Here is a 12,742-nt window from a genome sequence, read left to right on the forward strand (position 1 = left end):
GTCCCGCGGACGGGGTGGCGGTGCAGGTCGCGAGTGGCTCGGTCGCGATCGGTTCAGGACTGCGACGACGGCGAGGCGATCAACGGGGCGACCGCCGCCCTGGCGTCGGCGACCACGGCGCCGAGCCCGGTGCCGGCCAGGTGGGCGCCGACGGCGAGCAGCCCGGGCGGCAGCCCGGCGCGGAGGGCGCGCACCGTGTCCCGGTGGCCGGTGCCGAACCGGGGGACCGTCGCCGACCAGCGGGTGAGTGCCGTGGCGTGGACCGTGCCGAGCGGCACCCCCATCAGTGCGGCCGCGTCCCGGGCGGCGAGCGCGGGCAGCTCTCCGTCGTCCGGCGTGCGGTCCCCGCGGCCATACGACAGGCGCAGCACGTGCCGGTCCGGGCCGGCGGCCTGCGCCAGCCAGTCCCATTTCGCGGTGGCGTGGGTCAGTGCCTTCGCGGCGATGCCGGGCACGTCGGCCGCGACGAGCAGGCCGGTGCCACGCGGAGCGGCGCGCAGATCGGGTCCGACGACGACGAGGGTGACCAGAACGACGTCGGTGGTGTCGGTGGGCAGGGTCACCGCCGATGCGGGGCCGAGCAGGGCGGCGGCCGGGCCGGCGTCCGTGGCCAGCACCACCAGGTCGGTCAGCAGCTGTGCCCCGGCGACCGACACCTGCCACGCGGTGCCCGCACGGGACAGCGCCAGGGCCGGTGTGCCGGTGCGGATCTCCCCGCCGGCGCCGGCGATCTGCGCGGACAGTGCCTCGACCAGCGAGTACATGCCGCCGCGCAGGCCGGCCACCGCGGACCCGGCGCGGGCACCCGCTCCGCCACGCAGGGCACGGACGGCAGCGGCGAGTGATCCGTGCTCGGCCAGCGCGGGCAGCAGCCTGGGGTTCAGCGAGTGCGTCTCCAGGCCGTCCGGGTCCGCGGAGTAGACACCGCCGGCCACCGGCGCGACCAGCCGGTCCAGGGCGCGTCGGCCCATCCGGGTGCGGACCAGGTCGCCGAGGGTGCCCGGGCCGGTGCCGGTCCGGCGGGGCAGCACCCGGTCCACCGCGGCGCGCAGGGCACCCGGGGTGCCGAGCACCCGGCGGACGTCGGCGGCCAGTGGGCGACCAGGGATGCCGAGCAGCCCGCCGGCCGGTAGCGGTGCGGCACCGGCGGCGTGTCTCACCCAGGCGCCGGCCGGGTTCGGGGAGACCACCCGGTCCTGGAGCCCGAGGTCCGAGACCAGCTGCGCCACCGCAGGTGTCGCCGTTGCGAAGGATTCCGCCCCGGCGTCGAGGTCGAGCCCGTCGACGGTGTGTCGGGCGACGGTGCCGCCGGGGGCGGGGGAGGCCTCGAGCACGATCGGGGCGCGTCCGGCCCGGGCCAGCTCCCAGGCCGCCACCAGTCCGGCCACCCCGCCGCCGATCACCACCGGGCGGCGGCCCTCGCCGGCGGAGGCGGGCCGGGTCACTGCTGGTGGACGAACTCGACCAGGCGGGTCAGCACGTCCGGGTCGGTGTCCGGCGGGACCCCGTGGCCGAGGTTGACCACGTGCCCCGGCGCCGCCCGCCCGGCCTCCAGCACCCGCCGGGTGTGTCGCTCCAGGGCGTCCTGTCCGGCGAACAGCAGGGCCGGGTCGATGTTGCCCTGCAGCGGGGTCGTCCCGCCGAGCCGGCGGTTCGCCTCGTCCAGCGGCAGCCGGTGGTCGACGCCGATCACGTCGGCGCCGGTGTCCCGCATCGCCACCAGCAGCTCGGAAGTTCCGACACCGAAGTGCACCCGCGGGACCCCGAGGTCGGCCACGCCCGCCAGCACCCGGGCGGAGTGCGGCGCGACGAACTCCGTGTAGTCGGCGAGCGAGAGCCCCCCGGCCCAGGAGTCGAACAGCTGCACCGCCGACGCCCCGGCCAGGATCTGGCCGCGGAGGAAGGCCAGGGTGATGTCCGCCACCCAGGACGCCAGCGCGTGCCAGGTCTCCGGGTCGGCGTGCATCAACGCCTTGGTGCGCAAGTGTTCCCGGCTCGGACCGCCCTCGACGAGATAGCTGGCCAGGGTGAACGGGGCGCCGGCGAAGCCGATCAGCGGCACGCCGCCCAGTTGCTCCACGGTCAGCGCGGCGGCCTGCTCGACCGGGGCGAGTGCTGCGGGGTCGAGATCGGGCAGCGAGGCCACGTCGGCCGCCGTCCGCACCGGCGCGGCCACCACGGGGCCGGTCCCGGGCACGATGTCGACGTCGATCCCGGCCAGCTTCAGCGGGACCACGATGTCGCTGAACAGCACCGCGCCGTCGACCCCGTGCCGGCGGATCGGCTGCAGGGTGATCTCCGACGCCAGCTCGGGGCGGAGGCAGGAGTCCAGCATGGCGACCCCGGCACGCACCGCGCGGTACTCCGGCAACGACCGTCCGGCCTGCCGCATGAACCACACCGGCGGCGTCGACGGACGGTCCCCGCGCATCGCCCGGACCAGCGGCGCGGACGCCGTCCGCCCGTCGACGAGCGGGTGGGTGGCAGGCAGGCCCCCCGCGTCGGGGCCGGCGTCGCCGCCGCCGGTCGCGGCGGTGACGGGGGCGGAGAGCGGGGGAGGTGGTGTTCCGGGCATGGTGCTGCCATCGTCCCAGACCCCGGCCGGTGACCTGCCCGGACCGGCCCCCGGACCCTCCCGGGTCGACACGGTTAGGCTGCCCTAAGTGGGTTCTTGCAGGTCAGAGGCGTTACCATCGTTGACATGCTCATGGTTCTCGGTGCCAGCCACCATGACCTGGAGCTCTCCGAACTGGACCGGCTCTCCGCCCGGAGCGCGCAGCTGCGATCCGGCATCGCCGAGCTCGTCGGGTCCGACGACTCGCCCGTCGCGGGCGGTGTGGTGATCGCCACCTGCAACCGGCTGGAGATCTATCTCGACACCGCCCGGTTCCACGACGCGATCGACGCGGTCACCGCCCTGGTCGCCGACGTGGCCGGGCTCGATCCCGCCGACGCCGCCTCCTCGTTGAAGGTCCGGGTCGGTGCGCCGGTCGCGGCCCACCTCTTCACCGTCGCCGCCGGGCTGGACTCGATGGTCGTCGGGGAGGCGGAGATCTCCGGGCAGGTGTCCCGGGCGCTGGCCGAGTCGCAGGCCGCCGGCGCCGCCACCACCGTTCTCAACTCGCTGTTCCAGAAGGCCTCCCGCACGGCCAAGAAGGTCGCCTCCGCGACCTCGCTCGGCGGTGCCGGCCGGTCCGTCGCCTCCGTCGCGCTGGACCTGGCCCTGGCCGACGGATCGGTGCCGGCATCCGCACTGATCGTCGGCACCGGCGCCTACGCCCGGGTGGTCGCCACCGCGCTGCGGGCCCGCGGCTGCGCCGAGTTCCTGGTGCACTCGCCGAGCGGCCGCGCCGAGGCCTTCGCCGCGACCCACCACGCCACCGCGATCGACGCCGACGGCCTGGTCAAGGCGGTCGCGACCGTCGACCTGGTGATCGGCTGCAGCGGGACCGGTCGCCGCAGCCTGTCCGACGAGGTGGTGGCCGAGGCCGTCGCGCTGCGCGAGAGCCGGCTCCGCGTCCTGGATCTCGCGCTGCACTCGGATCTCGGTCCGGGGGTCCGCGGGATGGACGGCGTCGACGTCACCGACCTGCACACCGTGGCCGAAGGGGTGGCGCCGGAGCACCACGACACCGTGGTCGCCGCGCAGGACATCGTCATCGACGCGGTCGCCCGCTTCGAGGAGGACCAAGCGGTCCGCACACTGGACCCGGCCGTCGTCGCGCTGCGCGAGCACGTCTCGTCCGCCGTGCAGAAGGAGATGGGCCGGTTCCGGTCGAAGTACGGGGACCTGTCCGACGACCTGGCCGCCGATGTCGAGCTGGCCATGCACCGGGTGACCCAGTCACTGCTGCACACGCCGACCCTGCGGGCCCGCGAGCTGGCCCGCACCGGCAGCGGCCAGGACTACGTGCAGGCGCTGCACACCCTCTTCGGGATCCGGCTGCCAGACGGGTCCGACCAGCACAGCTGACCGCCCGGGCGTCATCGGGCCCATGGTTGCGGCACCGGACAACTGAGCGGCACCGAACAACACAGCGGCACCGGACAACGTAGAGGCACCGGACAACGCAGCGGGCCCGGTCGGAGAACTCCGACCGGGCCCGCTCTTTCGTTTCTCAGACTTCGTGTGTCAGCCGCGCATCACGCCAGGCCGGTGGCCTCGAACGCGTCCAGGGTCGGCTTGATGGTGGCGGTCGGGCCGACCTTGTCGGCGATCGCGTCCAGGGTCTTCAGTCCGTCGCCGGTGTTGAAGATGACGGTCTCGGCATCGGGGTCCAGCTTGCCGGTGGCCAGCAGCTTGCGGAGCACGGCCACCGTGACGCCACCGGCGGTCTCGGCGAAGATGCCCTCGGTCCGGGCGAGCAGCTGGATGCCCTCGACGACCTCCTCGTCAGTGACGTCCTCGACGGCACCGCCGGTCCGGTTCACCACGTCCAGGACGTAGGGGCCGTCGGCCGGGTTGCCGATCGCCAGCGACTTCGCGATGGTGTCCGGCCGGACCGGCTGCACGAAGTCCTGGCCGGCCTTGTACGCCTGCGAGACCGGCGAGCAGCCGGTGGCCTGGGCGCCGAAGATCTTGTACGGGGTGTCGTCGACCAGGCCGAGGGCGGCGAGCTCGGTGAAACCCTTGTCCACCTTGGTGAGCTGCGACCCGGAGGCGATCGGGATGACGACCTGCTGCGGGATCCGCCAGCCCAGCGATTCGGCCACCTCGTAGGCCAGGGTCTTCGACCCCTCGGCGTAGAACGGCCGGACGTTGACGTTGACGAACGCCCAGTCCTCCTGCTCGGCGGCGATCTGCCCTGCCAGGCGGTTGATGTCGTCGTAGTTGCCGTCGACGGCGATGAGCGTGCCGCCGTACGCGGCGGTGGTCAGGATCTTCTGCTGCTCGAGGTTCGACGGGATGAACACCACCGACCGGATGCCGGCCCGCGCGGCCGCCGCGGCCACGGCGTTCGCCAGGTTGCCGGTGGACGGGCAGGCCAGCACCTTGAAACCGAGCTCGCGGGCGGCGGCCAGCGCCACCGCGACGACGCGGTCCTTGAACGAGTGCGTCGGGTTGCCGGAGTCGTCCTTCACCCACAGGTTGCGCAGACCCAGTTCCCGGCCGAGGTTCTCGGCCTTCACCAGCTTCGTCGCGCCCGGGTTGATGTTCGGCGTCGAGGCCACGTGCGAGGGCACCGGCAGCAGCGGCGCGTAACGCCAGATGTTCTGCGGGCCCGCCTCGATGGCCGCGCGCAGCTCGTCGCCCCGGAGCCGGAACTCGTACGCGACCTCGAGCGGCCCGAAGCACTCGGTACAGGCGTAGCTGGGTCCGAGTTCGACCCGTGCGCCGCACTCGCGACAGGACAGGGCGACGGCGGCACCGAGATCGGTACCGGACAGGACAGCAGTCATGACGAGGCCTCTCTGCTCATCTTCCCCGTTCGTGACGGGACGGAATTGGCACCTTCGGTCGATGGCCTCGCGAGCTGAGCTCGAAGAACGCGATCATCCGACGCGGTTGCCGGGGCTTCAACGGGCCGTATCCCTCTGCCCCTCTGGATGAGGTGTATTCGGTTGTGCGGCTGATCCTACATGGGCACTCGGTGCCGTTGGACTAGTCGGCGCTCGTGGTGGTGTCGAGAGCGGTGGCGATCTGGTCGGTGACGTGCTTCCAGTGCGTGCGCTGCCGGTCGCGGGCGGCGGCGTCGGGGAGGCGCTCCTGGTGGAACCCGATGCCGGTGCGGTCGTCCCGGTCGTCCAGGGTCAGCTGGATCGTCGAGTCCGGTCCGCCGGCGTCCTGCAGGGTCAGCCGGATCCGGTATCCCGGGTGGTAGGAGCGGATCTCGCCGCTTGCGCCGCCGTCCAGCACGAACCCTTCGCCACGATCGGTCGGCAGTGCTCCGTCGACGGGTGTGCCCAGCCACAGGGCCAGGCCGTCCGTCGAGGTGAGGAGCTCCCACACCACCGCTGCCGGGTACGGCACGGTGCTGCGCACCCCGATCTCCCAGCCCGCGTCGCGGGTGAGTCCGGTGGTGTCCGTCGGCGTCTGTCCGAGGCTGTCCATGGTCGTCTCCTTCGCTCGTCGGTGCTGCTTCGATGTAACCGGTATAGTGGTTACATGCACGGTCTGTCAACGATGCGGTCGTCCGACGGGGCGGTCTGGACCTTCGATCCTGGAGCGCTCTCCGCGGAGTTCCTGCTGCTCGGAGGCCCGGACGAGCTGGCGGTGTGGGACACCCTCCGCACTCCGCAGGACCTCGCCGACTGGGCCGGCCGGTGCTCGCTGGCCGTTGCGCCGGTCGCCGTCGACGGCACCGCACTCGCCGGGGCGCGGGCCCTGCGCGATGCGCTGTGGCGGGCCTTCCGGGCGCGCATGGCCGGCGGCCGGATCCCCGACGCGGACCTCGCGACGATCAACGCGGCCGCGGCCGTGCCGCCACTCGCCCCGGTACTGGACGGCGCCGAACGATCGCTCTGGCAGCAGCCGGCCACCGGCGCCCAGGTCGTGGCCGACGTGGCCAGGGACGCCGTCCGGGTGCTCGGCGGGCCGCTGGCCGACCGGATCCGCGAGTGCGCGGCGGACGACTGCGCCCTGGTGTTCGTGGACACCTCCCGGACCGGCGCGCGGCGCTGGTGCTCGATGCAGCGGTGCGGGAACCGGTCCAAGGTCCGGGCCTCCCGGCAGCGCGGTCGCGAGGACAGTGCCTGACGGATCGGGGCTGTCGGCGACGACTGGCAGGATGGCGACGTGCCGACGGCGACCCCCACACCACCGCCCCCGCTCGTCCTGGTGACGGGCGACGAAGGGTTGCTCGTGGACCGTGCGGTCAGCCGGACCATGGCGGCCGCGCGTGCCGTCGATCCCGAGGTCGAGCGCCGCGACGCGACCGGTGCCGGGCTGAGCCCGGCCGAGTTCGCGGACCTGGTGGCGCCCAGCCTGTTCGCCGAGCCACGCGTGGTGATCGTCCGTGGCGCGCACGAGGTCTCGAAGGAGACCGCCGCAGAACTGCTGCGCTACACCACCGATCAGGTGGACGGGGTGGTGCTGCTGGTCCAGCACGCCGGCGGGGCCCGCAACAAGCCGCTCGCCGACGGTCTTCGCAAGGCCGGCGCCGCTGTGCTGACCTGCGAGAAGGTCACCCGTCCCGCGGAGCGGATCGACTTCGTGCGCAACGAGATCCGGTCCGCCGGCGGCACCACGTCCCCGGACGCGGTGGCCGCGCTGGTGGACGCGGTCGGCTCCGACCTGCGCGAGCTCGCCGCCGCCGCTGGCCAGCTGGTCGCCGACACCGGCGGGATGGTCGACGAGGCCGCCGTCCGCCGCTACCACCACGGGCGTGCCGAGGTCTCCGGATTCGCGATCGCGGATCTGGTGATGGCGGGTGACATCCCGGCGGCGCTGGAGGCGCTGCGCTGGGCCCTGGACGTCGGGGTGGCGCACGTGCTGATCGCCGACGCGCTCGCCGACGGCGTGCGGACGGTGGCGAAGGTGGCCGGGGTCCGCAGTGGGAACTCCTACCAGCTCGCCGGTCAGCTGGGCATGCCGCCCTGGAAGATCGACAAGGCCAAAGGTGTGGCCCGTGGCTGGTCCGAGGCGGGGCTCGCCGCCGGTACGGCCGCGGTCGCAGTGGTCAACGCCGAGGTGAAAGGTGCCGCCGCCGACCCGGACTACGCGCTGGAGAAGGCCGTGATCGCGGTCGGCCGGGCGCGTCGGCTGAGCTGACCCTGCCCGCCGGCGGTGGCCGGGTGAGTCACCGGCCCGGCATCGGGTCGGTCATCGATGGTCCCGGCTCTCGACGGTGTCTGCAGGATCGGCGCGACGGACCGGCGCGAACGCAGAAACGGCGCCACCCCCGCGAGGGGATGACGCCGTTCGCGACCGTCGGTGGTCCGGGGCGAATCCGGACCGACCGGGTCAGAGCGCGTTGACCTGCTGGGCCAGCGCCGACTTGCGGTTCGCGGCCTGGTTGGCGTGGATGACGCCCTTCGACACGGCCTTGTCGAGGCTGCGGGAGGCGACCACGAGCTGCGTGGTGGCGGCTTCCTTGTCGCCGGCCTCGATGGCGGTGCGGACGCGCCGGACGGCGGTCTTCAGCGCCGACTTCACGGACTTGTTCCGCAGCCGAGCGGCCTCGTTGGTACGAATACGCTTGATCTGCGACTTGATGTTGGCCACGCCGGATTGCCTTCGTTTCGTCTCGGTGCTGCTGGGATGATGCCCAGGCGGGCACCGCTTCTGTGTTCCAGGTCTGTCCGTGCACTCCTCGGAGCGCACACGGTTGTCCAGAGTACCAGCCGCCCGAAGTGATCCCAAACGCCCTGAACTGCGACGGGACCGGCCACGGCCCGGCCGCTCAGGGACAGGTCAGTGCCTGGGGCGGCGGTGCCCCGCCGGTCTCCAGCGCGGCGATCACCCAGTTCACCACGCCCGGGTCCGCGGGGATGGCGACGTGGTCGGTGACCAGCCCGGGGCACTGGTCCTCGGCAACGATCGACACCACCCGGTCCGCCGGGCCCTCGGGCACCTGGGAAGCGGTCGGCGTCACCGCCGTGTCGGCGGAACTGGACACCACCGCGTACCGCACGGCGCCGTCCAGATCGCCGCCGGCATCGAGCCGCTGCAGTAACTCCGACCCGGCCACCTGGTCGGCGCACGCCGCACAGACCGGGGCCAGCGCCTGCACCTCCGGAGCGGTGGTGCCGTGGAAGGTCGGGGCGATGAGCACGGCCACGCGGACCAGGTCTGCGAGCCCGTTGTCGCGCAGCATCGTGCGGACGATCAGCCCACCCTGCGAATAGCCGACCAGGTCCAGCCGGGCGGACCCGGTCGACTCCAGCACCTGCCGGGCCGCCGCCGCGACCTCGGTCGCCGACGACCCGACGGCATCGGTGCCCTGGTTGCCGTAGTCGACCGCGTAGACGCAGCGCCCGGTCTCCACCAGGGGATAGGCCAGACCGCCGTAGTTCGACGATGCGGTGGAGAAGGTGCCGTGGATCAGCAGCACCGGCGGGACGTCGGCGGTGGGCACGCAGTCCGCGTCGTTGACCCCGTCCAGCCCGACGTCGGGCAGCGGCCACCCCGGTGGCGCGACGGAACTGCCGGAGCCGGCGGCACCCCCTGGATCGGCCGAACCGACGGGGCCATCGGTCGACCCGGGGTCGGTCGGCTCCGATTCGGAAGAACCTGGATCGCCGGGTACCGGTTGCTCGTCCGTGGTCGGGGTTCCGGTGCGCGGGTCGACACCCGGGACGGATCCGCCGGTCGGAGCGGCGCCGGCCGACGGACGTGCTGCGCCTGCGATCGCCGTGCCGGCGGTGGTGGTGCCGCACGCGGCGAGCGCCCCGCCGAGCAGGACGCCGAGGACCGCGGCGACGATCCGGGAACGCAGGTGGCGTGGCGCCGTCGGATCCATGGCGGTCATCGTGCCTGCCCGGCGCCGTTCCCGCGCCAGATTCGTCCGGAGCCAGTGGTCCGCGACGGAACGGGACGACGTCCCGCCACGCGGATCGAAAGCGCGTCGCGGATCAGCAGGGGGCCGGACCACGACGCAGGCAGGATGGACCGGTGAACCTCACCTCGAGAGTCCGACCGACCACGGCGCTGCTGATCGGGATCTTCACCGTCTCCGGCACCTTGCACTTCCTTCGCCCTGGCCCGTTCGTCGCGATCGTGCCGAAGCGGCTGCCGGCCAAGAAGGAACTGGTGCTGGTGTCCGGGGGTGTCGAGCTCGTGTGCGCGGGCCTGCTCGCGGTGCCGCGCACCAGGCCCGCCGGTGGTGTGCTGTCCGCCGGCCTGCTGGCCGGGGTGTTCCCGGCGAACGTCTCCATGGCGCTGCGATCCAAGCGGAAGCCCGCCTGGTACCGGGTCGCTGTCTGGGCCCGGCTGCCGCTGCAGATCCCGCTGATCGCCTGGGCGCTGCGCGCTGGAAGGGGAGCCTGAGCTCAGCGGACCTTGCGCAGCACCGCCACGAGAGCAGGCCCGTCCACTGCAGCGGCGGCCCGCGGTGGGAGCCGGTCCAGGTAGCCCTCGACCAGGATCTCCGCGATCGCCGGCCAGTCGACGTCGACGTCCAACCAGGCGCCCACCCAGCCGCTCGGGCCGACGTAGGCCGGCCGGTAGTAGCGGTCCGGGTCCTCCTCGATCCAGGTCTGCTGGGCGCCGGGCGCTCCCTTCGCCCAGAGCTCGGTCCGGCCCGAGGCGTGGTGATCGTGCATCGTCGATGCGTAGGACTTCCCGCGCACCTGGTAGGTCGGCGACCCGTGGGACTGCTTGACGGTGGTGTCCGGCAGCCGCAGGCACCAGCGGTGCACCTTGCGGAGCGCGGCGGGTTGCCGCCCCAGGTAGGTCACGACATCCTGCGGAACCCCGGCATCGACCATGACGCCGATCCTCGCCGGATCAGTCGCCGCTGACCAGCCCCTCGCGCGTCGCCTCGTCCCAGCGGTAGACCGAGGTGCCGCCGATCCACACCTGCAGCGCCCGCTGCATCACGTCCAGCGGATCGCCCGACCACAGCACCAGGTCCGCGTCCTTACCGACCGCCAGCGAACCCACCCGGTCCGCGACTCCCATCACCGTGGCCGGGTTGATGGTGATCGACCGGAGCGCCGTTACCGGGTCCAGGCCCTCCTTGACCGCCAGCGTCGCCTGGTGGACGAGGAAGTGGATGGGCACCACCGGGTGGTCGGTGATGATCGAGATCTCCACGCCCGCGGCGGCCAGCCGGCCCGGGTTGGCCAGCGACCGGTTGCGCAGCTCGACCTTCGACCGGCTGGTGAACAGCGGGCCGATCAGCACCGGGATGCCCTTGCCGGCGATGACGTCGGCCAGCAGGTGAGCCTCGGTCCCGTGGTCGATGACCAGGGTGTAGCCGAACTCGTCCGCGATGCGGAGTGCGGTGGCGATGTCGTCGGCCCGGTGCGAGTGCTGGCGCCACGGCAGTTCACCGGACAGCACCGCGGCCAGTGCCTCCAGCTTCAGATCACGGTCCGGCGTCTTCGCCTCCGGGTCGGCGGCGGCCCGGTCCAGGGCGTCCTGGTAGGTCCGCGCCTCGACGAAGGCCTTGCGCAGCACGGCCGCGGTGCCGAGCCGGGTCGAAGGGGTCTGCTTCCGGTCGCCGTAGACCCGCTTCGGGTTCTCGCCGAGTGCCGACTTCAGGCCGGAGGGGGAGAGCAGCACCATCTCGTCGACGGTCCGGCCGTGGGTGTGCACCGCGACGGTCAGCCCGCCGATGGGGTTGCCCGATCCCGGGTTGATGTTCACCGTGGTCACGCCTCCGGCCAGTGCGTCCCGGAAACCGATGTCGGCCGGGTTGATCGCGTCCAGCGCCCGGACGTGGGCGGTCACCGGGTCGGTCATCTCGTTGGTGTCCTCGCCGGCCCAGCCCTCGCCCTCCTCGTGCAGGCCCAGGTGGGTATGGGCGTCGACGAAGCCGGGCAGCAGCCAGCGGCCGCCGGCCTCGACCACCTCGGCGCCGTCCGGAACGGCCACGTCCGGACCGAGCGCGGTGATCCGGCCGTCCTGCACCAGCACGGTGCCGTCGAACGGCTCGCCCTCGATCGGCACCACATGTGCCCCGACCACCGCCGTGACCGACTGTCCGCTCATCCCGATCCGCTCCTCGCCGTCGTCCCTGTCCTGCACCTGCCGCGCGCCGCCGCCGCGTCCGGAGTCCTTCCGGGCGTCGCGTTCGCCGGGTCGAGCCTGGCACTGCCGGCCCCCGGCGCGCACCCCGGGGTGACCGGCGCGGGGATGTTCCGGACATCGGCCGGACAACCTCGCATCCCTCCGCGGAATGGCGGGGAAATTGTTGTGATACGCCACCGCGGAATCGTCACGGCGATACTTTCGGTGCGCCTCCGGAGGGCAGGAACATCAGCTGAGGAATGCGAGATCCGGGATGCCGTGCCATTGCGGTATCCATCACCTTTCAAGGACGGGGAAAACGCATGAAGATCCGATTGACGTTCGTCGCGCCGCTGTTGGCGGCCGGCGCCCTGGCGCTCGGGACCGGGGTCACCATGGCCCAGGCTGCGCCGACCGCGCCCACTGCCGCGCCACTGGCGGCGGCACCGGCGCCGGCGATGCCGACCGACGACGGTGGTGGTGGCGGTCAGACCGCTGCCGAGCAGAAGATCAACGCCGTGATCGCCGCAGCGAGATCGCAGACAGGACAGGGACTCACGTACTCCTGGGGAGCCGGTGGCAAGAACGGCCCGAGCTACGGCGTGTGCTGCAGCCCGAGCGGCTACGACGACCGGCAGCGATACGGCTTCGACTGCTCGGGGCTGACCCAGTACGCGTTCTGGCAGGGCGCCGGGATCAACATCGGGACGTACACCGGTGAGCAGGTGACCAAGGGCCGCAAGGTCCCGTGGTCGGAACGCAAGCGCGGTGACCTGATCTTCTGGTACAGCGGGAGTTCCACCACCCATGTCGCCATTTACATCGGGAACGGCAAGATCATCGAGGCCGCCCCGCCGCGGAACAACACCAGCGTGCACGTGACCTCGGTCTACGGCTCGCATTCCGAGGTGGTCCGGATCATCGGCTGATCCGCGCCGCTGCGCGGCCGTCGGCGACCCGGGCACACCGGGGCGCCGGCGGCCGTCCCGCGGGTGTGCTGTCGCCGGCCCGTCGCGCACGCCCGGACCGGGGCCCGCGTCGTGGGACAATGGTGTGTCCGCGGTCCCGCAGGGGACGGGTGGACCGGCCGCGCACCCGTGCTGCCGATCCCGCGACAGGGCGCCCCGC

General features: G+C 72.9%; 13 protein-coding genes and 1 riboswitch. Of the genes, 5 read left to right on the forward strand and 8 right to left on the reverse strand.

Translation table 11 applies throughout. The features are described from left to right. Positions 1–53: 53 nt before the first annotated feature. Both hemG and hemE read right to left on the reverse strand, forming a co-directional pair. On the reverse strand, positions 54–1,445 hold the full coding sequence (gene hemG / locus GIS00_RS04230; RefSeq protein WP_322097478.1) for a protoporphyrinogen oxidase: 1,392 nt from the start codon (positions 1,443–1,445) through the stop codon (positions 54–56). Next, positions 1,442–2,575 (reverse strand): uroporphyrinogen decarboxylase, encoded by a 1,134-nt coding sequence (hemE, locus tag GIS00_RS04235; RefSeq protein ID WP_154767888.1) that lies wholly within the window; start codon positions 2,573–2,575, stop codon positions 1,442–1,444. Before hemE ends, hemG begins: the two co-directional genes overlap by 4 nt. A gap of 126 nt (positions 2,576–2,701) precedes the next feature. On the opposite strand from hemE, the gene GIS00_RS04240 reads away from it, so the two are divergent. Beyond that, entirely contained in the window at positions 2,702–3,973 is a 1,272-nt protein-coding gene (locus tag GIS00_RS04240) for a glutamyl-tRNA reductase (RefSeq protein ID WP_154767071.1), read from the forward strand. Positions 3,974–4,143: 170 nt separating this feature from the next. On the opposite strand, the gene thrC is transcribed toward GIS00_RS04240, so the two are convergent. Together thrC and GIS00_RS04250 are read right to left on the reverse strand one after the other, a co-directional pair. Beyond that, positions 4,144–5,400 (reverse strand): threonine synthase, encoded by a 1,257-nt coding sequence (gene thrC, locus GIS00_RS04245; RefSeq protein ID WP_154767072.1) that lies wholly within the window; start codon positions 5,398–5,400, stop codon positions 4,144–4,146. 13 nt (positions 5,401–5,413) lie between these two features. Beyond that, positions 5,414–5,554: riboswitch (SAM riboswitch) on the reverse strand. A gap of 48 nt (positions 5,555–5,602) precedes the next feature. Further along, positions 5,603–6,052 (reverse strand): SRPBCC family protein, encoded by a 450-nt coding sequence (locus GIS00_RS04250; RefSeq protein WP_154767073.1) that lies wholly within the window; start codon positions 6,050–6,052, stop codon positions 5,603–5,605. Between the two features lie 54 nt (positions 6,053–6,106). On the opposite strand from GIS00_RS04250, the gene GIS00_RS04255 reads away from it, so the two are divergent. Next, complete coding sequence (locus GIS00_RS04255) at positions 6,107–6,697, forward strand: CGNR zinc finger domain-containing protein (RefSeq protein ID WP_154767074.1); 591 nt, start codon at positions 6,107–6,109, stop codon at positions 6,695–6,697. Positions 6,698–6,736: 39 nt separating this feature from the next. Then, the gene (gene holA / locus GIS00_RS04260) at positions 6,737–7,711 is read left to right on the forward strand and encodes a DNA polymerase III subunit delta (protein ID WP_322097480.1); all 975 of its coding nucleotides are present in this window, start codon (positions 6,737–6,739) and stop codon (positions 7,709–7,711) included. Between the two features lie 192 nt (positions 7,712–7,903). Here the strand turns inward: holA and rpsT are convergent, their stop codons facing one another. Then, positions 7,904–8,164 (reverse strand): 30S ribosomal protein S20, encoded by a 261-nt coding sequence (gene rpsT, locus GIS00_RS28310; protein WP_322097481.1) that lies wholly within the window; start codon positions 8,162–8,164, stop codon positions 7,904–7,906. Between the two features lie 178 nt (positions 8,165–8,342). Continuing rightward, on the reverse strand, positions 8,343–9,401 hold the full coding sequence (locus GIS00_RS04270) for an esterase/lipase family protein (RefSeq protein WP_196073107.1): 1,059 nt from the start codon (positions 9,399–9,401) through the stop codon (positions 8,343–8,345). A 152-nt stretch (positions 9,402–9,553) separates the two neighbouring features. Between GIS00_RS04270 and GIS00_RS04275 the strand changes: the two genes are divergently transcribed. Beyond that, positions 9,554–9,928, forward strand: a complete 375-nt coding sequence (locus GIS00_RS04275; RefSeq protein WP_230312770.1) for a DoxX family protein — start codon at positions 9,554–9,556, stop codon at positions 9,926–9,928. A 2-nt stretch (positions 9,929–9,930) separates the two neighbouring features. Here GIS00_RS04275 and GIS00_RS04280 read toward each other — a convergent pair whose 3' ends face one another. Both GIS00_RS04280 and GIS00_RS04285 read right to left on the reverse strand, forming a co-directional pair. Beyond that, complete coding sequence (locus tag GIS00_RS04280; protein WP_154767076.1) at positions 9,931–10,368, reverse strand: MmcQ/YjbR family DNA-binding protein; 438 nt, start codon at positions 10,366–10,368, stop codon at positions 9,931–9,933. A 19-nt stretch (positions 10,369–10,387) separates the two neighbouring features. After that, a complete protein-coding gene (locus GIS00_RS04285; RefSeq protein ID WP_154767077.1) occupies positions 10,388–11,596 on the reverse strand; it encodes an amidohydrolase in 1,209 nt (402 codons plus the stop codon). Positions 11,597–11,937: 341 nt separating this feature from the next. Here GIS00_RS04285 and GIS00_RS04290 point away from each other — a divergent pair, with 341 nt between their 5' ends. Further along, positions 11,938–12,543 carry a C40 family peptidase gene (locus GIS00_RS04290; protein WP_196073108.1) on the forward strand — a complete coding sequence of 202 codons (606 nt, stop codon included), beginning with the start codon at positions 11,938–11,940 and terminating at the stop codon, positions 12,541–12,543. Positions 12,544–12,742 lie beyond the last annotated feature (199 nt).

It is taken from the genome of Nakamurella alba, from assembly GCF_009707545.1.
Taxonomy (GTDB): Bacteria; Actinomycetota; Actinomycetes; order Mycobacteriales; family Nakamurellaceae; genus Nakamurella; species Nakamurella alba.